Annotated in this window: 21 protein-coding genes; 15 read left to right on the forward strand and 6 right to left on the reverse strand. The window is 47.0% G+C overall.

Going from position 1 to position 22,755, the window contains the following annotated elements; all coding sequences use genetic code 11:
- The first annotated feature begins 434 nt into the window (after positions 1-434).
- From yycF to PAHA3_RS20405, 5 genes are all read left to right on the forward strand, one after another.
- Positions 435-1,157, forward strand: coding sequence for a response regulator YycF (gene yycF / locus PAHA3_RS20385; RefSeq protein WP_017691453.1), 723 nt, complete (start codon positions 435-437; stop codon positions 1,155-1,157).
- Positions 1,157-3,007: a cell wall metabolism sensor histidine kinase WalK gene (gene walK / locus PAHA3_RS20390; protein WP_062836543.1), complete on the forward strand. Its 1,851-nt coding sequence runs from the start codon at positions 1,157-1,159 to the stop codon at positions 3,005-3,007. The genes yycF and walK overlap by 1 nt, the downstream gene beginning before the upstream one ends.
- Positions 2,991-4,271: a YycH family regulatory protein gene (locus PAHA3_RS20395; RefSeq protein WP_062836544.1), complete on the forward strand. Its 1,281-nt coding sequence runs from the start codon at positions 2,991-2,993 to the stop codon at positions 4,269-4,271. Before walK ends, PAHA3_RS20395 begins: the two co-directional genes overlap by 17 nt.
- A 272-nt stretch (positions 4,272-4,543) precedes the next feature.
- Complete coding sequence (gene yycI / locus PAHA3_RS20400) at positions 4,544-5,287, forward strand: two-component system regulatory protein YycI (RefSeq protein WP_017691456.1); 744 nt, start codon at positions 4,544-4,546, stop codon at positions 5,285-5,287.
- A gap of 6 nt (positions 5,288-5,293) precedes the next feature.
- Positions 5,294-6,100, forward strand: coding sequence for an MBL fold metallo-hydrolase (locus tag PAHA3_RS20405; RefSeq protein ID WP_062836545.1), 807 nt, complete (start codon positions 5,294-5,296; stop codon positions 6,098-6,100).
- On the opposite strand, the gene PAHA3_RS20410 is transcribed toward PAHA3_RS20405, so the two are convergent.
- Complete coding sequence (locus PAHA3_RS20410) at positions 6,069-6,281, reverse strand: hypothetical protein (protein WP_062836546.1); 213 nt, start codon at positions 6,279-6,281, stop codon at positions 6,069-6,071. The genes PAHA3_RS20405 and PAHA3_RS20410 overlap by 32 nt on opposite strands.
- Positions 6,282-6,998: 717 nt before the next feature.
- Between PAHA3_RS20410 and PAHA3_RS20415 the strand changes: the two genes are divergently transcribed.
- The 7 genes from PAHA3_RS20415 (at position 6,999) to PAHA3_RS20440 (ending at position 13,427) form a co-directional block, all read left to right on the forward strand.
- Positions 6,999-8,237, forward strand: coding sequence for a S1C family serine protease (locus PAHA3_RS20415; RefSeq protein ID WP_062836547.1), 1,239 nt, complete (start codon positions 6,999-7,001; stop codon positions 8,235-8,237).
- Positions 8,238-8,553: 316 nt separating this feature from the next.
- Positions 8,554-9,078 (forward strand): hypothetical protein, encoded by a 525-nt coding sequence (locus PAHA3_RS30935; RefSeq protein ID WP_235599516.1) that lies wholly within the window; start codon positions 8,554-8,556, stop codon positions 9,076-9,078.
- Positions 9,079-9,416: 338 nt separating this feature from the next.
- The gene (locus tag PAHA3_RS29965) at positions 9,417-9,584 is read left to right on the forward strand and encodes a CxxH/CxxC protein (protein WP_017691462.1); all 168 of its coding nucleotides are present in this window, start codon (positions 9,417-9,419) and stop codon (positions 9,582-9,584) included.
- A 250-nt stretch (positions 9,585-9,834) separates the two neighbouring features.
- Positions 9,835-10,314, forward strand: coding sequence for a 23S rRNA (pseudouridine(1915)-N(3))-methyltransferase RlmH (gene rlmH / locus PAHA3_RS20425; RefSeq protein WP_017691463.1), 480 nt, complete (start codon positions 9,835-9,837; stop codon positions 10,312-10,314).
- A 196-nt stretch (positions 10,315-10,510) separates the two neighbouring features.
- A complete protein-coding gene (locus PAHA3_RS20430) occupies positions 10,511-11,464 on the forward strand; it encodes an AraC family transcriptional regulator (RefSeq protein ID WP_062837073.1) in 954 nt (317 codons plus the stop codon).
- A gap of 181 nt (positions 11,465-11,645) precedes the next feature.
- Positions 11,646-12,605: an SDR family oxidoreductase gene (locus tag PAHA3_RS20435; RefSeq protein ID WP_062836548.1), complete on the forward strand. Its 960-nt coding sequence runs from the start codon at positions 11,646-11,648 to the stop codon at positions 12,603-12,605.
- Positions 12,606-12,800: 195 nt separating this feature from the next.
- Positions 12,801-13,427, forward strand: a complete 627-nt coding sequence (locus PAHA3_RS20440; protein WP_082762925.1) for a DUF2306 domain-containing protein — start codon at positions 12,801-12,803, stop codon at positions 13,425-13,427.
- A 91-nt stretch (positions 13,428-13,518) separates the two neighbouring features.
- Here the strand turns inward: PAHA3_RS20440 and PAHA3_RS29970 are convergent, their stop codons facing one another.
- Both PAHA3_RS29970 and PAHA3_RS20455 read right to left on the reverse strand, forming a co-directional pair.
- Positions 13,519-13,848, reverse strand: a complete 330-nt coding sequence (locus PAHA3_RS29970) for a CPBP family glutamic-type intramembrane protease (RefSeq protein WP_371327951.1) — start codon at positions 13,846-13,848, stop codon at positions 13,519-13,521.
- Positions 13,849-14,397: 549 nt separating this feature from the next.
- Positions 14,398-16,422, reverse strand: coding sequence for a right-handed parallel beta-helix repeat-containing protein (locus PAHA3_RS20455; RefSeq protein ID WP_062836551.1), 2,025 nt, complete (start codon positions 16,420-16,422; stop codon positions 14,398-14,400).
- Between the two features lie 273 nt (positions 16,423-16,695).
- On the opposite strand from PAHA3_RS20455, the gene PAHA3_RS20460 reads away from it, so the two are divergent.
- Positions 16,696-17,781, forward strand: coding sequence for a 5-methyltetrahydropteroyltriglutamate--homocysteine S-methyltransferase (locus PAHA3_RS20460; RefSeq protein WP_062836552.1), 1,086 nt, complete (start codon positions 16,696-16,698; stop codon positions 17,779-17,781).
- 27 nt (positions 17,782-17,808) lie between these two features.
- Positions 17,809-19,299, forward strand: a complete 1,491-nt coding sequence (locus PAHA3_RS20465; protein WP_062836553.1) for an aldehyde dehydrogenase family protein — start codon at positions 17,809-17,811, stop codon at positions 19,297-19,299.
- 154 nt (positions 19,300-19,453) lie between these two features.
- On the opposite strand, the gene PAHA3_RS20470 is transcribed toward PAHA3_RS20465, so the two are convergent.
- Both PAHA3_RS20470 and PAHA3_RS20475 read right to left on the reverse strand, forming a co-directional pair.
- Positions 19,454-19,906: a HEAT repeat domain-containing protein gene (locus PAHA3_RS20470; RefSeq protein ID WP_062836554.1), complete on the reverse strand. Its 453-nt coding sequence runs from the start codon at positions 19,904-19,906 to the stop codon at positions 19,454-19,456.
- 91 nt (positions 19,907-19,997) lie between these two features.
- Entirely contained in the window at positions 19,998-20,963 is a 966-nt protein-coding gene (locus tag PAHA3_RS20475; RefSeq protein WP_062836555.1) for a YndJ family transporter, read from the reverse strand.
- A gap of 153 nt (positions 20,964-21,116) precedes the next feature.
- Here PAHA3_RS20475 and PAHA3_RS20480 point away from each other — a divergent pair, with 153 nt between their 5' ends.
- The gene (locus tag PAHA3_RS20480; protein WP_062836556.1) at positions 21,117-21,785 is read left to right on the forward strand and encodes a DNA alkylation repair protein; all 669 of its coding nucleotides are present in this window, start codon (positions 21,117-21,119) and stop codon (positions 21,783-21,785) included.
- A 133-nt stretch (positions 21,786-21,918) separates the two neighbouring features.
- Here PAHA3_RS20480 and PAHA3_RS20485 read toward each other — a convergent pair whose 3' ends face one another.
- Entirely contained in the window at positions 21,919-22,464 is a 546-nt protein-coding gene (locus PAHA3_RS20485; RefSeq protein ID WP_153028268.1) for a DUF6199 family natural product biosynthesis protein, read from the reverse strand.
- Between the last annotated feature and the right edge of the window lie 291 nt (positions 22,465-22,755).

A 22,755-nucleotide genomic window follows, 5' to 3' on the forward strand; every position in this document is an offset into this window, starting at 1 on the left:
AGCTAAATTGAGAGCAAGGTTGGCTATAATGCTGGCCTTGTTTTTTGCTGCTGTAAAATATTTTCAGATGAAAGACCTTCCAACCCTCGGATCGGGATGTGACGGTGCTTCAGGTATGTTAAACTAGAAAGTATAAACAACGAGCTATATAAGTTGAACTAATTATTTTCACGATAACGGAGAGGACAGAAAAAACCTGAAAAAGCGAAGCGTTCGCCTTTATCCCCGGATTTTCCCTTGAGAAAAGGGAATCGAAAAAATCTGGGGGTAACAGTGATTGGAAGGTTGTTCTGTCATCGTAGTGTGAGTGTAAATATTCTTTAGTTCAACTTATATTAGAGAAACAAATCAAGCAAGCTTGGTACAAGCTAAACATAGAAGAGAGATATAGACGCTAACGCGGATTAAGCAGGATATAGGGGTGAACTTAGCCGATGCAGGGGAAGATTTTGGTGGTGGACGATGAACAGCCCATCGCGGACATTCTGAAGTTTAATTTGGAAAAAGAGGGGTACGAGGTCATCTGTGCATTCGATGGCATTCGTGCGGTTGAACTGGCACTATCCGAGAAACCGGATCTGATGCTGCTGGATCTGATGCTCCCGGGCAAGGACGGTATGGATGTATGTCGTGAGGTGCGCGCTCATCTGGAGATGCCGATCATCATGCTTACCGCCAAAGATGGCGAGATCGACAAGGTGCTTGGACTGGAATTGGGTGCGGATGATTACGTGACGAAGCCATTTAGTACGCGTGAGCTGCTTGCACGGGTTAAGGCACAGATGCGCAGACGGCAAAAGCTTGCGATTACGGCAGAAGCGCATGAAGACGAAGAGAAGCAGGTCATGCGGCTGTTTGATCTGGCTTTTGATATGGACATGTATACGGCTTACAAAGGCGGAGAACCACTCGATCTGACCCACCGTGAATATGAACTTCTCTATTATATGGCGAAGCATTCCGGCAAGGTGATGACACGGGAACATCTGCTGCAAGCAGTATGGGGATATGAATATTTCGGCGATGTACGTACCGTGGATGTCACGATTCGTCGTCTGCGTGAGAAGATTGAGGAGAATCCGAGCAAACCGGAAACGATTCTGACACGCCGCGGGCTCGGTTATCTCGTGCGCAGTGCCAAAAGCGTGGGGATATAATGGGACGATTCGCGCGATTCTCGTTCTTCCGAACGATTCAGGCGAAATTGATCATTATCTATGTACTGCTGATTCTGATTGCGATGCAATTGATCGGGGTTTATTTTGTGAGCGCGATGAAGAACTCACTGACGAGCAACTTTACGGAAGACCTGCAGGCCCGTGCGGAGATGCTATCGGTTCTCGTGGGGGAGACGATGGCGGGTGGAGAAGCAGAGGCTGGCGAGGACAAAACGGAAAATCTGCGTGTGCTGGTGAACAATCTGTTCAACATTAACGGTGCCGAGATTCAGGTGTTGGATGCCAGCGGCAAGGTACTCACGACCTCGCTAAGTTCACATTCGGATTATGTGGGGCGCAAAAACACCCAGACCGTCGTCAGCCGTGCGCTACAAGGCATTAGGGACAATGAGGAATATATCGTGGACGAGGATAATGTTCGCAAAAAGGTCGTCGCCAAGCCTGTGCTGTCCGGCGGTAAGATCATTGGCGCGGTCTACATCGCGGCATCCATGAACGAGTTGTATTCCACGATGGAGGGAATCAACAAAATCTTTATCTCCGGCATTCTGATTGCCCTGGTGTTAACGGCGGTACTTGGCGTGATCCTGTCCCATACGATTACGCAGCCGATTAAGGAAGTGACCCGGAGAGCGACAGCGGTCGCCGAAGGTAACTTTGATCAACAGACACCTGTATTCGGCACGGATGAGATTGGTCAGCTCAGTCGGGCTTTTAATTATATGACGAGCAGGCTTCGGGATGCACTCTCGCAGAATGAAGAGGAGAAGGAGAAGCTGACCTCCATTCTGACCAATATGAGTGATGGTGTGGTAGCCACAGATGAGTACGGTAAAGTCATTCTGGTGAACCGCCGTGCCAGCAGCATTCTGGGCATGCGTCCTGCGGATATTGAAGGAAGGCATTTTGCCATATTACTCGGCATTGATCCGGAGGATGCAGAAGCTCTCGCCAGTGGTTTTACAGGTTCAACGCTGCTGCAGATTGCACCTGCGGGACAAGAAGAGCCTGTGGTCATTCGCATGACGTTCACACCGGTTCATCGGCGTGAGTTGGGGATCACGGGAACGATTGCCGTTCTTCAGGATGTTACCGAGCAGGAAGAGCTTGAGGCATCCCGGCGTGAATTCGTGGCCAATGTATCCCATGAGCTGCGGACACCTCTGACGACGATCAAGAGTTACGCGGAAGCGCTGGATGACGGTGCATTGGAAGATCCACAGCTTGCGGGTCGTTTCGTTGGTGTTATTCAGAACGAGACGGAGCGAATGATCAGGCTAGTTACGGATCTGCTGCATCTATCTCGGCTGGATTCCAAGGAAGCTTTACTGCGCAAGCAGCCAACCGACATTCTGGAAATGCTGGAGGAAGTGACGGATCGATTCTCGTTCCAGATGCATCAGAAGGATATTCAACCTGTGTTGTCTGTAGAGAACGATATTCCGGCTGTTCCGCTGGATCGTGACCAGATTGATCAGGTGCTGGATAATGTCGTGTCCAATGCGCTGAAATATACTTTGGAAGGCGGCACGATTACCATTGCGGCTAGACGCAGTGATGAGCATGCACTTGCCATCTCGGTATCGGATACCGGAATGGGTATTCCACAGCGCGATTTGGATCGTATTTTTGAGCGGTTTTATCGGGTGGACAAGGCTCGTTCTCGTAGTATGGGAGGCACAGGGCTGGGATTGTCCATTGCCCGGGAAATTGTGAAGGCGCATGATGGGAGCATCTCTCTGGAGTCCGAGGTAGACGTGGGTACGACAGTAACGTTCACACTGCCGATGCGCGAGGAAGGGGGTGAGCACCGTGAAGGAACGGATTAAATCCCTGGTGCTCGCTACCCTTGTCGTAGCTAGTCTAGTGCAGAGTTATTTCCTGATCTACCGTTTGCCCGGAGGCGGGGATTCTATTGTGACGTCAGAGACGAACTATGTGAAGACGGAAAATATGGGTCAGGAACGTAATATTGAAGAATTAATCTTCCCCGATCAGATGATTATTCATCTGGGCGAGGATAAACATACGGTGTTTTACCCCGGTAATACGTTCTATCAGTTGATCTATTCACGGTTACAGGGGCGAGCGTTCGATGATTTTCAGCGCCGTAGTGTGCAATCGGTGAATTGGGATCAGATTCGCAAGGAGAACCCTGGGTTTGAGCTATCTTTCAAAGAAGGTATTCCCGTCGCATTGTTACAGCGGGTGATGAGGCTCGGGACGGATTCCTTATTCCAAGGTGAGACGATTAACCGAATCTCGATCTATACGGCCAAAAATGAAACGAAGGCCCACGCGCTGTTCTTCAGCGCCAAGGGAGACGTGGTATACGAAGCAACCCAGGCGGACTTAACGGTGCAGGACGTGCAGCAGCATGTTGACTTCGGTACGAACTGGACGCCATATACGTTGATGGAAGGCGGATATTATATTCCGGCGGAGGCTCTGGAGACGATTGAAGCCGATGTGCCGACAGGGCAGTTCACGGTTGAGCAGATGCAACGCAGCCTGTTCTTTGATCCAAGCATGACTCGGAACATCCGGGAAAAAGACGGGTCGGAGATCTACACGGACAGTAAACGTAGCTTACAGGTAAAACAGGAACAACGCTGGATCAGCTACACCGATCCGGCGGCACCGCCTGCGGGGCAGATTGACCCCGCGAAGGATGCGCTGTCTGCGGTTGATTTTGTGAATCAGCATGGCGGCTGGAAAGGCCGTTCGCGCATGATGCTGGGGACCACGGACAACAAGACGCAGCTTGAATTCCAGCAGTATTACGGCAGCTATCCGATTATGGATTCCATGCAGTTCCGCTTCGGCACGATCAGCATGGAGATGCAGCAGGAGACGGTATCCAGCTATGAACGATCGCTGGAATACCTGAACGAAGGCGCAGAGGCGAAGAAATCGGTAAAGTTGCCTGGCGGAGACAAGCTGAAGGCTCTGATTAAAAAGGTGGCAGGTGAGAATCGCCAGGTTGTGGACGTCTACCCGGCTTATCGTCCTTCTTCGATTGAGGACGGACTGAAGCTGATCCCGGTATGGGTTATTCGATTCGGAAATGGTGAGGAAACTACCGTATCTTGATAGGTTATAGTCTTTGAACCAAAGAGTAGCTGTACTTTATCACTACGCGTGCAGAATAACCTTCCGATCGCTGTTACCCCCAGATTTCTTGAATTCCCTTTTAACACGGGAGAAATCTGGTGGTAAAGGCGAACGCTCCGCTTCTTCAGGTTATTTCTGCCCTCTCCGTTATCGTATAGCTTTAAGTTCAAAGGCTATAAACGGCCAGTTACGGTGGAAGGTGTAGGCAACTTGAGAAAGTATTGCAAGCAGCTAAGTTAGGGGGGGATGTTTTGGATTGGGGACGGGCGAAAAATGTGTTGATCTATGCCTTTCTGCTGCTCAATCTGGTGCTGGGATACCAGATCTGGATGGATGCGCGGGAGACGGCCGGAGCCAATCTGGACTTCACCTCACTGGCAGATAATACACAGCAGGCGATGGAAGAGAAGGGCATTCAGGTGCTGGCTCCAATTCCGAATGAAACGCCGAAGCTACCGAAGTTGTCCTATGAATTCATCGAAGAGGACAAGGCTGGCGTGGATATGGAACTGGAACAGCCTGTAGATAGCAAGTTGATCTTCTCGCAGAGTGAGCTGGAGGATGCATTACAGCGTGAGATTCCGCAGATTGGGACATACCGGCTGGATCAGCTGATGGCCGAGGATGGGGCTTTTGTACTTCACCCACTGGTGGATGGCAAATGGCCGCTCTTTAATGTGAGTCTGGAGCTATTCTACAGCGACCAGAAAATAACGGGTTACCGTCAGACTCCGGTGCGGATTACGACCGCAGAGGAGAGCGATCAGCAGGTGCTTCCGGCGTCGAAGGCGCTGGGAACGCTGATCGAGAACTTTTTGCCAAATGATGCAATTGTCAAAGATATTCAGCTGGGCTATTACGGCCAGTTGTTCAATTCAGATATACAGGTAGCGATGCCGGCATGGCGGTTCGTGCTGGAAAGTGGCGAAGTGTTGTACGTGCAGGGCATCAGTGGGGATGTATTCAGTCCCAAGACAGACAAACCAGGGGAGTAATGCGTTATGGGGATATATTTTACCGTGTTATCCAGCGGTTCGACAGGGAATGCGACGGTCATACAACATGGGGGCACATCTCTCATGATTGATGCGGGTCTTAGTGCGAAGCGATTGGATGCACTGTTTCAGGAAAGGGAGATTTCTGGGGCAGAATTGGACGGGATTCTGGTTACACACGAACATTCCGATCACATTAAAGGACTAGGCGCGATGTCTCGGAAATATAATTTACCAATCTATGCGAATCTGAATACGTGGGCGGCGCTGGAGAAGTCGGTTGGGGCGATTCCAGAGGAAAACCGGAGGGTATTTGAGACGGGTGAACAGCATGATTTTGGGTCACTGCGCGTGGAATCCTTCGGGATCTCGCATGATGCGGCTGAGCCGGTAGGGTACACATTCGATGATGGTACGGAGAAGCTGTCCGTTGCAACGGATCTCGGGTACATGAGCGACAAGGTTCGCGATGCGATCTCCGATTCTGATGTGCTGGTGTTGGAGGCGAATCATGATGTCGAATTGCTGCGTATGGGTCGTTATCCATGGAACACCAAGCGCCGGATTTTGAGCGACATTGGGCATTTGTCGAACGAAGCGGCAGGGGCAGCGCTTAGTGAACTGATGAACGGACGCATCAAGCGCACGTATCTGGCACATCTTAGCCGGGATCATAATATGATGGACTTGGCGAAAATGACTGTGCGCGACGCGATGGAGAGCCGTGGATGTTTTTATCGGGATCATGAGTTCAAACTCTGTGATACGTATTACGACCGTCCTACACCATGGGATAGGGTGGGTGAGCCATAAAGCTGTCCAGTTCGGCAGCTTTGCGCTCGACTTCCTCGCGGGTCAGAATGCCTTTATCAATAAGCAGTTCGATGATGGTACTCAGTGCAAGGGTATTGCGATAATGTTCATCCTTGAGATCGGCCAGCTTGGCCGCCATATGAACTTCATCCATAGCTGTGAGTGTACGTGTGCGATCCATGTTACATCCTCCTCTATGAAGCTTTGAATTGTCTTTTACTATTATTGTAGTCAGGCTGGGTGGAAAACATTCCTCTTTTTGCCGCTATAATTTGTGAGACGAGGCGTGTATGCTGAACCTGTGACTATGCATCGGTGAAAAAGTTCTTCAAAATGGGCAAAACGGCGCTTAGCGGACCGGATTTTGTGGTGATAGATACTATGGACCTTTATTGTTAAGCGCGTTATAGCTGAAATTTGCGTTAATTTTCGTAATTATGCAACTTTTTGGGATTTGGCGTGTTTAGTATATGAGGAGCATTGTGATTTTGGCTGTTTTGCGTGTGAAATGGCATGTCATAGAATGCGAGAGCATGATTGATAGAGTCACTGACAGAATGGCGTGTCCGTTCTGTTGTACATAGACGCTGTATCTTGATTTGATGCCGGGATGCGGCGATATGCAAGACCATTTTATAAAAATGCAAAAAAGCATGGGAAAGCGTTGGAGTCTTCACGTAACGAAGACGACAGAAGAAACCTGAAGAAACAGAGTGTTCGCCTTTAGGAACAAATTTTTACCTTGGAAGAGGGGATCAAAAAAATTTGTGAGTAACAGCGATCGGAAGGTTCATCTGTTGGCGGAGTGGTGTATGTGAGAACTCCATCGTTGATCCATGCGACAACTTAGGCGGCAGTCAGGGTCTTGATGCGTGACAACGAAGGGGAGAGGATCACGATGGGATTGTTTGGAGACGATTTTTATTCAACCAAAGTATCAAGACGCGCCGAACCTGAACAGAAAGGCAAACTTCAGATCATCCGCCCTGGAGGCCGGGCACGTGGACGTGACCGCTGGAGCAATCCACGCAGATCGCGTACGGGAATCAGTTCCATCGTGACCGTTACGCTGTTTAGCTTCATTACACAGCCCGCTTCGTTACCGCTAGCGAATGCTACAGGTAACGGTGGTGGAGGCGGTGCACCGACAGCACAGGCAGCTGATCCATACGACCGGATTATTCAGGCGGCGGCCCATGTTCGTCCTTCGGTGGTGAGCATTGTGAACCATAAAACAGGTAGCAGTCTGTCGATGGAAGATTCCGCGCTGGGCTCAGGGGTCATTTTCAAGAAGGAAGATGGCAAGGCCTACATCATGACCAATCACCACGTCGTGGAGGGTGCGAGTGATCTGGAGATTGTGACCGTAGACGGGGAGACACATAAAGCGAAGCTGGTCGGCAAGGACCGCGTGAGTGACATAGCTGTACTATCCGCAGAAGACAAAGGGCTGGGTGCAGTGGCGGAGATCGGCGATTCCAGCAAACTTCAGCGTGGTCAAACGGTGCTGGCGATCGGGAACCCGCTCGGTCTGGGCGGTACGCTGACATCCGGTATTGTCAGTTACACGGATCGTATTCTGCCTGTATCGATTAATCAGGACGGGGTGTACGACTGGGAGCAAAATGTGATCCAGACGGATGCGGCGATTAATGAAGGTAATAGCGGCGGTGCTTTGGTCGACTTGAACGGCAAAGTGGTCGGCATCAACACGATGAAGATCTCGGATACGGGCGTGGAAGGTCTCGGTTTCGCGATTCCGATGAATGAAGTGATGAGAACGGTCGATTCTCTGCTATTGAACGGCAAAGTATCTCGTCCATATCTGGGCGTGTACACGGTGGATCTGAGCAACCCTTATGCACCACTGGATGACGAGCAGCGCAAGGATCTGAAGCTGCCATCTCACGTGGATAGTGGCGTGGTTGTGCTGGAAGCATCAGGGCCGGCATCTGAAGCAGGAATGAAGCTGAATGATGTTATTACGGAGTTTGACGGGCAAAAAATTACCTCCACGCTGGATCTGCGGAAGTATCTGTACGATCAGAAGAAGATCGGGGATACGATTGAAGTGACCTTCTATCGGGATGGCAAAGCTGAGAAGGTATCGGTGAAGCTGACAGATAAGCCGGAGTAAGGGAAGTTCAACGAGCGAGCCTTTACTGTTGCGTGGATTGAAATAGGGAATGCTAGAAGAGTGATCAGATCAACTGACCACTCTTTTTTAGTTGTTAGTTAAGTATTATGCTAGGGGTGGACGAGTTCGTTCGACAGTAAATGAGTGGATTAACCATTTTTATGTTCCTATGATCAGTTAGACCCGGAGCCAAAGGAGCAGATACATCAGACTCGGGCTGTGGTAAACTGTTGTCAATATGTTGGAGACGGTCGCTGATGCAAATAACATCTGTTTGTCGATCTGATTTTATTTCAGAATGGAAGGGGTATTAATAATGAAACGATTGAGGAAAAAGATGCTTGGGGGAACGAGCTTGGCGCTGTCCCTGTTTATGCTGTCTGCCTGTGGATCTGAGGTAGCTACAACAGGAGCTGCTGTGGATACAAGTGCTCTGCAAGAGAAGATTGCTGGACTAGAGAAGAAACTGGTGGAGCAGGGAGCCAAGAGCAGTGAGCAGGAACAAAAGATCGCAGAGCTTGAGGCTAAGTTGAGTGAGCTGAGTACAAATGTGATTGCGGTAGGTGAGGCAGGTGGTCAAACACCTGTAGCATCAGGAAACAACGGATCGGCCGGGAAAGGCGATGGGGTGCTGATTACATTTGCCCAGTATGAGAAGCTTGAGGTCGGCATGTCGGTTGAAGATGTTATCGAGATTCTTGGTGGCGAAGGTGAAGCGCTGAGTGAAGCGGAGAATATGGTCGTTTACAACTATAAAGGCACAGCCGGCAATGGTGCCAATGCGGTTATTGCTTTTCAAGGCGGGAAGCTGTTGACGAAGGCTCAGTCGGGATTGAAGTAAAGAGCATGGACTACAGACAATTCATGGAATGGAACAGGGGAATAAGTAACTCTGTATTCGTAATTCAGGCGCAGGAGCAAGATTCATTCGCTATGTGAATTGGATTGTTACTTTTATAGGAGCATTCTTTTCAGGTACCGTAGAGGTATCTGGAAGGGATGCTTTTTGTATTCTTTTACGGCGTATGGAGAGGTTTGGTGGAGGTTGGGCACGATAAATTAGGGCTAGGGGTTTCTTTTCAGTGGCAGGTGTGATAGAACTGAGAAGTGGCTATCCTGTAATGGGATACGCGGTTGTGAATCGGGAACATAGCTGGTTACAGAAAGGATGCTTAACGGATGTACGTTGTATGCAAAGAACACGTGGACATTGCCATCGATATGTTTGTCGATGAGTATGAGGACGCTCCAGATATCGTTGATCTGAAGGAGACGGAATTTGCCGATTGGGACCCGCCTGCGAAGTGCGCTGAGTGCGAACAGCACGCGGAATTCCTCGTCGTTTAGCGTACTGTAGGACTTAGATGGCCGGAGGCGTGACTATAAGTGGCGCTTCAGGCTGACTTTCCATCCGGTATGAACATCACAGCAAGAAGCCAAGGAGAGCGTGATGAGCGCTCTTTTTGCCTTTGTGCGGGGAATCTCGTTAGAATTTGGAGAAATGCGTAGTTTAGGTTATATAGTTGGAACGAACGATGCTGTGAAGCATCTTACTTATAGAATATTTCGCAAGACAATTTAGGAGGAATGGATTGTTATGTTTATTCAGATTATTGGCGTAGGCAAATTGAAGGAAAAATATCTGACGCTGGGCATTCAGGAATATGCCAAGCGGCTCGCCCCGTACATCAAGTTTCAGATGATCGAGGTCGCAGACGAAAAGGCACCCGATACCCTGAGCGAAGCTGAGGTTCGGGCGGTGAAAGAGCGCGAGGGCGAACGTATCCTCGCGCATGTGAAGAGCGAGGCGCATGTTGTCGCGCTCGCATTGGATGGCCAGCTCTGGAGTTCTGAGGAGCTGGCATTGGAGATCGACAAGCTCGGCACATATGGGACGAGCCATGTCGTGTTTGTCATCGGAGGAAGCCATGGGCTCTCCGATGAGGTGCTGCGCCGCGCGAAGCAGCGCTTGAGCTTCGGGCGCATGACCCTGCCGCATCAGTTAATGCGGCTGGTGTTGGTGGAGCAGATTTATCGCGCTGTGAAGATAAATCGGGGGGAACCGTACCACAAGTAAAGCACATTGGGAGGCGATAGCGAGAAATGCTGTCCGCTTCGTGCTAGCAGGGAATCCCCTCGGACTTGCAGAAGGGTAGACTTGAGATATCCATGCTAATTTAACTTTAATGCTTAAGCTTTCTGGATGCGCCTGTGGTATCATGAACATGCCTACCATCCTGTTACATCTGAGGGGGAAGAAGTTGCTTGTGAACATGGACAAATATGAGGATGTATCTGTATTAGATGATGCCAATTCAGCGCTAGATCGTGAAGCAGCTCGGTTGGCAAGTTTGATTTACACGCATACTTCGCAGGATGGGACCTATGCTTCACCGATCCATGGTCTGTATGTGAACAGATATTCGCAAGTAGAAGCGGCGGATGATGTTCACACTATGTTCTCACCGGTAATCTGCATTGCAGCGCAAGGAAATAAGCGAATTACCGTAGGCAAGGATGCTTATGAGTATGGTGCTTCGCGAATGTATATTGCCCCCGTTGCCTTGCCTGTTGCGATGAAAATCATGCAGGCCAGCCCCCAAATACCGTTCTTGGGGATAGGTCTATACCTCGATCCGCAAAGGATTGCTTCGTTGCTGCCGATGGTATTTCCTAATGGATTACCGGAGGTTCGCAATCGCAGTGCGTGCTATGTCATCGAAGCAGACTTGGCTATGATGAACGCCGCTGCAAGATTGATGGCTTGCCTGTCCTCTCCCGATGATGCTCAAATGCTGGCTCCATTGGTGAAAGACGAGATTTATATCCGCATCCTCCGTAGCCCAATCGGTGTTTATGTTGCCGAGACTGTTCTGGCGGAATCGGGCATGCAGCAGGTTGCAAAAGCGATTGATTGGCTCCAAAATAACTTTTCTCAGCCGTGGAAAGTGGCGGATTTGGCGGAGCTGGTCCATATGAGCGAATCGTCGTTTCGCGAGTATTTCAGATCGGCTACTGCGATGAGCCCTCTGCAATATCAAAAGGTGCTGCGCTTGCAAGAGGCGAGGCGTCTAATGTTATCCAGCTCCATTGACGCAACTACGGCGAGCCGGCGTGTAGGCTATTTGAGCGATTCCCAATTTAGCCGCGATTACAGCCGATTTTTTGGGTGCCCTCCAACTAGAGATATCACAAGGTGGCGTCAGGACCAGCAACAGTTGAAGTGAAACGCACATGTAAACGGCTTTTCAAATTTCCGCGGGCATAGAGCCTAGCGGATTTTTCCTTTTTAAGCGACGGAATCTGTTGAATCAGGCAAAAACTCCGATGGAAAAGGCAAAGACAGCAGTAGTCAATCCCCTATACTAAGAGTAAACATCCTATCGATAGGAAAGGGGATTTCTGAAAATGCGTGTATTGGTTACAGGGGCGACAGGCTTCATCGGAGGGGCGGTCGTTCGCGAACTGCTGGATGCCGGTCATCAAGTGGTTGGTCTTGCCCGTTCTGAAAAAGCCGGCAAACCGCTTACGGCACTGGGTGCCCAGGTTCAAGTCGGTTCGATTGAGGATTTAGCAGGCTTGCGCAAAGTGGCTACTGCAGTAGACGGGGTCATTCATTTGGCCTTCTTCCACAAGTTCTCGCATGCGAGCCTTCCAACTCGGCTTAGGGTTTTATTCGGAGGGAATCCTCGTCATGTAGTGATGCGATTTATGAAGGCTGCAATTGAGACGGATAGGCGAGCCATCGAGACACTTGGCACCTCCTTACCCGCCGGTGACCGGGCGCTTGTCGTCGCGATGCCTACGATGACGCTTACTCCCGGCCGTCTCGGAACTGAGGCCAGCGCTGGGGATCCTCAATCGCAAGGTGGATTACGCATCATTTCAGAACATACCACCCTAGACTTGGCGAATCGTGGGATACGTTCCTCGATTGTACGCCTCCCACCGATCGTACACGGTGAAGGCGATAAGACGGGCTTGTTCCCAAATCTGGTGAACATCGCTCGCAAGAAGGGGTTCTCCGCCTATACAGGCTCCGGTAACAACCGTTGGCCATCCGTGCATCTACTGGATGCGGCGCGCCTTTTTAGACTCGCCTTAGAACAAGCTCCGGCAGGGTCCCGGTTTCATGCAGTGAGCGAAGAGGGCATTCCATTTCAAGAGATCGCCACGGCTTTGGGCCTCCATTTGAACTTGCCGGTCCAAGGTATTGGGGTTGAAGAAGCAGGTAAACATTTCGGATGGCTTGCACCCTTCACGAAAACGGATAATCCGGCGTCCAGTGCGTTGACGCAGGAGCGTTTAGGATGGAAACCAGTACATCCTACCCTTTTAGATGATATTCGGAAGGGGTATTATTTCTAACTGTAAAGCTGGGAGGAAGCGAAGATCCGTTTGCACCAAAAGTACGGCAGGAAACTTGACCACGACAAGCGTTGAATTTGTATGTCCCTTTCTGGCCGATGCCTTAATCGAGAAGATCGGTATTGACTCTATAGCCACTATAGAGTTTAAAGGGACAACAGCTTCACGGTGCATCAACGGAGGAGGATAATTCAAATGGGAATTAAGATGATTCGGGCACTCGTTCTCATTCTTGCATTTTCGATTGCCGGATACGCAATTGTTCAGTATGGCGTGCTTAAAGCTAGTGATGCAGGACTTGTCTCTTTCAAATTGCAAAAGCCGAATTTTGAACTCAAACCATGGATTTATGTACTATACATCCATATTGTTACCGCGATATTTGCATTGATCATAGGACCCTTTCAACTATTTATGAAGCCAACGAATGATAGGAAACGTTGGCATCGCCTATTGGGGTATGGATATGTTCTTTCGATTACAGTTAGTGGAATCGTGAGTGTGTATTTATCCCTTTTTGCCACGGGAGGTTGGATTGCCGGGCTTGGGTTCATGTCGCTCGATGTATTGTGGGTTGCGACGACGCTTATTGCAACGAGAAAAATTATGGCGAAAGACATCCAAGCTCATAAAGCATGGATGCTTCGCAGTTATGGGCTTACATTTGCAGCGGTCACGCTTCGAATCTGGTTAGCGCCGCTGAATCTTCTGCTTGGCGATTTCGAGGCGGCGTTTCGGGTTGTCGCTTGGGTTTGTTGGATTCCTAATCTGCTCGTCATAGAAGCTGTGATTTCCAGAATGAGGTTGCGGCAGCGGCAATGATTCACAACTGCCAGCTACAGAAGGAACGCTAAATGCGCTCCTTCTGTACAATGAGAATTAATAGAATCAGTTCATGAGCTGGACAATCTTTTCAAGCTCCAACTTTCCATCCAAATAGCGGGAAATAAATCATGGCCGTTTCTGTGCAGCACCGCTCAGCATCGGAATGGCAATCATAATTTCCAGGATCATTGTAACAATAGAGCCATCCAGGCCAAAATCTCCCCCCCGTAAGCCATGCCGCGCCGTTAGCCTTCACCGTAAACAACCCGGCCGCAGGGAGTCCGGACACAGGAATGCCAAGCGCACCTTCAAGTGCGTTCCAAGCAAAGTGCAGTCCTATGGCGAACCACAAATTACGCTTCCACAAAAATGCAGCTCCGAGCAGAACCCCTGTTTCCAGGGTGATAGCAAGTGCAATCCAGCTGCCCCATAATTTCTATATAGATTGAAGCATCAATCCACGAAACCGAAGATAATCGTACCCTGAGCAGCGGAGGGGGATTCCCTGCGACGCGACCGGGACGATCAATTATAAAATGGATGAGTTTCTTGCTTTCTTCTTCCTCATTATTGAACGTCTTTTTGTAGGTGTTATGATATTCTAGGTGTTGTAATAAAAAGTTAAAATTCCTGTTATCTTTGTACTCAGCCATACATAACCTCACCCTCAATTTACCTTCAAGTTCGACATTCAATTCAATATGGCGTGAGCAACTATAGGTACGATAGCTGAACGGAATCAGCAGATCGCTGTGTAGCAGTTCCTCTCGTTTTTTTTCGCCGATAACCCCGTTAAGCTAAACCGTACCACAAGTAACAGCGGAATACTCTTGATAAAAATAGAGATTACTCGAAAGAAAACAGAGTATCGTTCACCAATTAAAAGCCTCTATCCCGATTAGCGGAATAGAGGCTTTAAAGATGATAAAGACCAATCACCTAAAATGACTGGATCTTCAATCATACACTAAATATCAAAATCAACATTACCCTTCTCGCTTAACTCAAACGGACCAGATGTAACTTCTGCATCGGGTCTCTTTGTTCCGAAAAAGTCGGAGTCAAAATGATATGGAGTGCTGTCCGGCTCCTCAAATTTCATGTTGGCGTGATACGTCTTTCCAAGCAGGTCCGTGGTAATCAACAAGGCAGAGGCTCCTCGAAGCAATTCGGGATCATTGATCTGAATGTGCACCTTACCAAGCGCGGGATCAATCTCAACGTTTATGCCCTTCTGTGCAACTATCTTCGCATCGGATTCGTGAGTACCTGGAACCGCATGGTTGAGATATACATTTCCACCCATAGCTACAGGAAGTACGGCATTGCCTATAAAGAAATCCTTCGCCGCATCGCCAAGCTCAAGAAGTTCCTCTTTGGTGTATTCCCACCATTTCTTATCTTTCACATCAGGATGTTGATCGTAGCCGCCAAGTCCAGCAGCATGCAGATAACATATGGAATTATCCGGAACCCCGTCCATGACCGTCTTCCCGTCCTCTCCAACTTCATCCCTTGGTTTAAGGGGAAGATGCTCAAAGAAGGTAATAGGAACAGGTTCTTTATTCGCATCGTTATCACCCAAGAAGATATTGTTGTAGTACCTGTCATCGCCCCCAGTGATATTGGAGTATCCCGCCATGGCCGTCTCGTGAGGGAAGTGATATGGCGTAATACGCGTAATCTCGGAACGAACGACAAATCGGCCTGCGAACAAATTATGAGCAAATGCCCCGCCCTGAGCCATATTTCTGAAATTCATCGGAGAGAGAAATAGGTTGTGATCGACCATATACGGACCATGGCAAACCTCAACGAAGAGGTCTTCCGAAAGATTGTCAAAAAATACATTACGGCTGATGCGAGTGCCCTGTGCCTGCCAGTCCAGCCAAAGCGCACGGTAACAGCTATACATTATATTTTCGCTAATTTGAGTATCCAGTGAAGCATGCAGTTTAATTCCCGCAACTTCGGCACCGTGTCTGAGTCGTTTATGGTGAATATTATAAATACGGTTCTGATAAATGCGGCTGAAGACTGCTCCCATATGACCCACAATACCTGCCTGTTCACAATCATGAATTACATTACCTCGAACAATGTGACTGCCGATGTTATTCTTATGCCAGCCGGAGCGTAATGCTCGTAAAATAACCTCCTGCTCGCGTTGAGTACCACCTTTACTATGCTTCTCCAAAGACTTGCTGTGACCTGTACCGATTTCGGTACCCAGGCTAATACCAACGCATTTGGATTCACTGATGATATTGTTTTCAATAATCCAGCCCTTGCTCCAGTGAGGTCCAATCAAACCTTCCTGGTAGTCTGTAGGTGGCGCCCATTGGGGGGAGGCCTGACGAAGAGTAAAACCGCTTACGGTGATGTAGTTCAGTCCCGGTTTCTCAGGCCAAAAACAATAAGGACGTACATTAATTTCTACATTTTCCGTACGAGGGTCTTTTCCACCAAAGTTGGCCCAGATTTTGGTTGTTGTAGAACCAACCTCGGCATACCATTTTAACAATGAATTTTTGGGATACTTGGCTTCGGGCCAAACTTCAGGATTGTGAACGCTTTCAACACTATTGCACTCATATAATGATTTGCCATCCAAATAGACATCGCCGAGATGAACCGGGAAAGGCCCGTCAAACAACCAGTCTCCACTGAGCTCCACCTCAAAGGGATTACGAACGGAAAAGATAGAGTTGAGCACTTCTGTGCTCCAGACAAGGTCTCCTTCAGACTTCCAGTTGGTAATCCGCTCAGCTCCTGTAATCACGACTTCCCCGTCTCCTGCGGATCGATATACGATTCTATGCTCCGCTGTTCCTCCATTCGCCGGGTTAACCCATTCCCTGTATACTCCCGCATGAACAATAACGGTATCACCAGCCATGGCATGAGCCGCAGCGCGTGATATGGTACGAAGGGGTTGATCGGCTGTTCCTTTTCCTTGATCATTCCCATGGTTGGATACATGATATTCCATAACAACTCTCCTTCTATTTAAAAATGTTTGTTGTATCTCGTTATTATACTAGAAAATAAATGTATTGGGAGAGATAGGAAGTCAGGTGTCGGGCTAAAGGTATACTGATATAAGGTAAGCCACATCATTACCCTATGAGGTTGTGGTTTTTTTGTTTTTCGAAACTTTAGATATTGTTAAAAGCTATAACCAGCCATGCTTTTTTCATATAACAAGCATTCCTTTTCATCATGCTATACTCATTAGACTAAAAAGTTAGAAGGAGAAATACTTATGATACCATTTCGCAATGATCATGTAGGTAGCTTTCTACGTCCTGCAGATTTAAGTCAGGCACGTGAACAATATAAATCAGGCAACATCACATATGAGGAATTAAGAGCTGTGGAAGATAAAGAGATTATTCGAATTATTGAAAAGCAGAAGGAGAATGGTGTATCTGCAGTTACGGATGGTGAATTCCGCAGAAGCTGGTGGCATTTTGATTTTCTGGGTGGCTTGGATGGTGTAGAGTTGTATGAGCAAATAGACGGACCAAAATTCCACAATATGCAAACGCGCAAGGGCGGGATTCGTGTTGTGGGTAAAGTTGATTTCTCGAGTCATCCCTTTGTTGAAGACTTCAAATTTTTGAAAAATCATGCAGGTGACGCAGTGGCGAAACAGACCATTCCAAGTCCCAACATGCTTCTATATCGATTGGAAAATGGCGCTAATATCTATACGGACCGAGAGCAATTCCTTCAGGATACGATTGCGGCGTATCAAAAAGCCATTCAAGCCTTCTATGTTGCGGGATGTCGATACCTGCAATTAGATGATACCGCTTGGGCAGACCTATTCTCAGACGCTGGTCACGATAAGCTGCGTGCTAAAGGTCTGGAACCGGCGGAAGAGTTGAAAACGATGCAGCGAATGATTAATGAATCCTTGGCTCACAAACCGGCAGATTTAGTTGTGACGATGCATATTTGTCGAGGTAACTATAAATCAAATTATTTCTCAACGGGTGGTTACGAGTACGCTTCGGAAGTTATCTTTGGTGGCTTAGACGTAGATGGTTTATTCCTAGAGTTTGATGATGAGCGCTCAGGTGGCTTCGAGCCTTTACAATATGTGAATCGAAACGATTTGAAAATCGTGCTTGGTTTACTTACTTCGAAAACAGGCGAGTTAGAGGATAAAGAACAGATTAAAGCTCGGATTGCAGAGGCGGCAACCTATGTACCACTTGAGCAACTTTGTTTGAGCCCACAATGCGGCTTTTCTTCCACGGAAGAAGGCAATATTTTAACAGAAGAACAACAATGGCGTAAACTTCGTTATGTGAAGGAAATTGCAGAAGAAGTTTGGAATTAATCCATCTAAATAACGGAGGGATGCAAAATGACGACGCAAGCAGACCAAGAGACAGTTATCGTTGAAGCGTTCATTAATGGTCAAAATGTAAAATCCCTTTCGCAGTTAGCAAAAGAAAATCCGGCCAACCCAACCGAGATTGTAGGCTATTTCCCTGTCACTACGAAAGAACAAGCGGCCACCGCAATTGAAGCGGCAGCAGTGGCTTTTAAAACCTGGAAGCAAACCTCCATTGATGAACGCATTATCATGATGCGCAAGGCGATCGAGAAGATTAGAGCAGCTGAGAATGAAATCGTGCATTTGCTGTCCAGAGAGCATGGCAAGCCCCTCTATGATGCACATGGTGAAATTTATGTTTCGTTAATGTGGATGGAGTTTGCTTGTAATGAAGTTACATCGGCTCTACAGGAAGAGATCCAAACGCATGAGAATGGTAAAACGATTCTTTCCTACGATCCCATTGGTGTGGTAGCAGCGATTTGTCCATGGAACTATCCCATTGCGTTGTCTACGATTAAGATTGCTCCTGCCCTACTTGCGGGCAACACGATTGTGCTTAAGCCCAGTCCATACGCGCCGCTGGCGGCAGCGAAGGTGGCTGAGATTATTGCGAGTGAGTTCCCGGCTGGTGTAATCAATGTCGTTCATGGTGATGCGGATGTGGGCGTTGAACTGACTACGAATCCTCATGTTACGAAGATCGCTTTTACAGGTGGAACCGCGACTGCTAAGCATATTATTAAAGCAGCTTCGGAAACGATTAAGGATATGACGCTTGAGCTTGGTGGCAATGATGCGGCGATCTTCTTGGAAAGCTTTGATGTTCATGATGAGCGAGCGATGCGCCGGATTGTCATTTCTAATTTTTTGACAACAGGACAGATCTGTATGATCGCCAAACGTGTATATGTACACCGTTCCATTTATGATGCGTTTGTGGAAAAATATATAGAAGCGGCAAATCGCTGGATTCGAATTGGTGATCCTTTTGATACAAATACGACGGTAGGCCCGGTTAATAATCTGAAACAGAAGGATTATGTGCTTGGTTTGGTGGAAGATGCGCAAAAGCGCGGGGCTAAGGTCATTCCTCTTGGGCAAATTCTGGATCAGAAGCTGTTTGACCAAGGTTACTTCTTACAACCTACGCTTGTTTTGGGTTGCGATGTTCATGATCCGATTGTGGTGGAGGAACAGTTTGGTCCGACGGTTCCGATTCTGCCATTTGACGATGAAGAACAGGTTATTCATCTACACAATGAGAGCATATATGGATTGACGAGTTCGGTGTGGGGCAAAGAAGAGGATGCCATCTCCGTCGCACGTCAACTCGAAGCTGGAACGACCATGATCAATACCGCTGCTGTGCAGGGACTCGACGTTCGGTTCCCATTCGGCGGCTTCAAGCAATCGGGTATTGGCCGTGAATACGGCGCGGAAGGGATCCGCACGTATACCGAAAAACATGTCATCAACGTTCCGAAGACATTGGATCTTCCTTATATACCAGAATAAATTTTATATCAGACCATTTCGTATCGTAAAGGGAATGTACATGTGAAATGGAAGGCGGGCTTTAACTTAGCTCTGGTAGCAATCAAAATAAGAAATAAAGAAGCCACTCCATTTTGGAGTGGCTTTGTACTTATCTATTATACGGGACCGGCGGCTATCTTCTGCCTAGTGTCTCCCAAATTCCATGGAGCCAGGAGTCGAACTCAGCATCTTTGTCGCCCTCGTAAGTATCATAGAGATCCAAACGTGTCTTTTGCAGTTTTTCCTTAAATTCCTCAAATGTGTGACCTTCAGGAAGGCTTTTTTTGATCCGTAGCAAAATTTTGTTAGTACCTTTAAACAGCTCGCTTTTGTTTTTGGCAGGCATTTGTACATCTTCATCCAACTGCTTGAGCTTTTGATATGCGGCTTCGCGCACTTGAAACACTTGATCATTTTTCAAAACTTGCTGCAGTAACTTAACGGTTGGTTCTGTGTCCCAGTTCCCCAATTCATTCACCGCATTTAGTCTGTCTCTCCAGCTTGACGTCCGATTAGCCGCTCGTTTGAGCTCTTCAAAGTTTTCCGGTAGTTCGTTCACTGCTCCAGTATCATGGTTGTTCGTCAAAATTCAATCTCCTTAATCATCGCCATCTCGGCAGAATGATGAATGTTATTTATGTGATCACTATTATAGCACGAACCTGACTAAACTACTCCTATGAAGCCGATTGGCTAGCCTTTTCCTTAATGAAGTCCACCATAAACACCCAACCAATCAGTCCACATAAGACAAAACCAAATGCATGCAAAGATCCATATATGGGAATAAAATTGAGTATGGTTAAGGAGTACATATTTTTCAGTAACGGATAGAAGATGGAAATGACAACAACCGTGTAAAAGGCTAGGCAAGAAAGGCCCAAGAAGAAGGCTGCCTTAATATCCAAAGCGTTTTTCCTCAAATAAGCCAGGAGATAAGCGGTGTAAACCACAATATTGCAGGCGAACAGAGTGACACCAATATATTCAATTGGCTTGGAGAAAATCATACCAATAGCAATCAAGATTGGTCCGATGATATCAATGGCAACAACCCAGGGATACCAGCTTTTCTTCGTCATGATGCGTCCCAGTGCACCAATAAAAATCGGCACGATCGCAGATGAAAAATGAAAGTGAACCGAGCTTAATGCGTGCGTTGCAGGATTAGCTTGGAAAAGGTCAAATTGATATTGATATAAGGTAAACCAAATCCCCCCGATAAAAAAGTAAACGAGCCCAGCGCCAATCGCTATTTCCGCTGCTTTTCCTTTAGAAATCACAATCGTGGTCAAGCCATAGATGCCGAGCAACAGTGTGAACAGTAGCCATCCAAGAGAAAGAATCCCTGGAATTTCCGTACTTTCTAACCCCCACATCTTACTACTCATTACCGAGGCCAGGGTAAGAAGCGCGGCGGGAAATTGAAGCCATTTCATAGCGGCATAAATCAGTCGTTGATGTTTATTCTTTGCGTCATGGTTCAAAAGTAGAATCACAAGAGGTACAATGACGAAAGCCGCAAACAGTAGAAATTTCTCAACAAGTTCGAATTGAAAGTAATCTAGATAAAATATAAGAATAGTTATAATTCCACCGGGAAACGTGGGTGATTTTATTAGTTGTTTCAAGGAACTATTCATGGGGTTTCCTTTCTAACTATGTTTATCGTAATGGCTGCCTGCATCCAGTTGTGTAGCATTCTTAGTATAGCAAGGCAATTCTCCTTTTAGTAGACTAACGCATTTATTTGTTAATTATGATGAAGTAGCGCTTTAATAAAGGAGTTGTATCAAATGAATAATAATAAAAGTACAGAAATGAAATGCTCTTCAAAAGCAGAGAACATTCTACAACAGATCAATAGTAAAACTAAGTTAGGCGACTTACGAAAAATCGCGAAGGACATAAAAAAAGATCACGAACTAGCTATGGAACTTTGGTCAACAGAAGCGTTTTTGCCCAGACTGTTAGCTATCTTAATTATGGATAAAAAACTTCTCTCACAAGAAGTGCTAAATAAGCTTGATAAGGATATGCAGACTCACACTTTTGATGAGCGAAATAATTTAATGGATTGGTTAATGGCTAATCAGCTCACCAAAGACAAGAAGACCATTGCATTGATGGAGTCATGGGAAGGTAGCCCTTCTGCTCTTCAAAGGCGAGCTTTCTGGTATTATCAAGCGCGATTGAGATGGACTGGACAAACGCCTCCTGATAACACCGAGAACTTACTATCTGCAATTGAAGCTAATATCACGCAGGAAGAGCCGGAAGTTCAGTGGGCTATGAATTTCATTGCAGGCTGGGTAGGCATTTATGATCAAAAGTATCGTGCTCGTTGTATTAGACTTGGTGAGAATACAGGTCTTTATAAAGATGAAATGGTATCAAAGGGCTGTACTCCTAATTATTTGCCGGAGTTCATTGCGATTGAAGTTAACAAACGAAATAAGAATTAGTTACCCCTGATATATTCATTAGGGCTTGATGTGAAAATAAGAATTCAAAGCCTCAATATGAAAAAAAGGATCTGGAAGTAAGCTTCCAGATCACTTTTGCTTGGAGGGCAATTTCAAAAATTTTATGACACTACTAATCATTATAATTTGTGTGAATCCAAGTTTTTAACTCTTCACTCATTATCTCAAATTCCTTTTCAGTAGCCATCGGATGCAATTCGATTCCTCCAGAAGGTCCGAAAATAACGATTTCTAGGCTCGTTTCGTCTGTAAATGTAATTTTTCCAGCATTGTTCGATCCAATCACATTACCTGCATCAAAAGGTCTAAGTTCTGCATCTTGTATCATTTGGATAACCGTATTTTTTTCTTCCTCGCTTAATATGGAGGGATTACTCATGCCGATACTGATTTCTTGTACTTGCCCTGCATCAAGTTTCTCTTTAAATTGTTCTGCCCATTTGCTGTCCGCTCCGCTTCCTGTGGAGCAACTTGAAACAATCAGTATAAAACCGACAATCACAAACACAATACCTGAGATCCGTCCGGCACTTAGTGCTAAATCACTTGGCTCCGCATCTTTAAACTTCCATCCCAGTCGTACATACCAAGCAAAGTAAGGCCAAATAGCCATAATTAATCCTATGATTAAGACTAAAACACCTATAATTCCTGTCAAATAATCACATCCTGTATATGTTAATTATTAGTCTAATATAAAAAACAGTAAGAACACCACTCTAAAAACTGTCCCCACCACAGATCAGGCCTCTATTTCCACTAATCTAAAATAATCATTGAATTCTTAATCCCATACAAGTGCCAATAGTTTCACATGAACATTACCCTAGAAGCAGCTTTAGAAATGATCTGGGAGAAACAGAACGAAATGATGTCATACGAGTTTGTTCAGTTTTTGTTTAGAGTTAATGATTATACTAAAACTCGCAATATATCTGGAGATGGGAAG

The sequence above is a fragment of the Paenibacillus amylolyticus genome (genome assembly GCF_001570725.1).
GTDB classification, from domain to species: Bacteria; Bacillota; Bacilli; order Paenibacillales; family Paenibacillaceae; genus Paenibacillus; species Paenibacillus amylolyticus_A.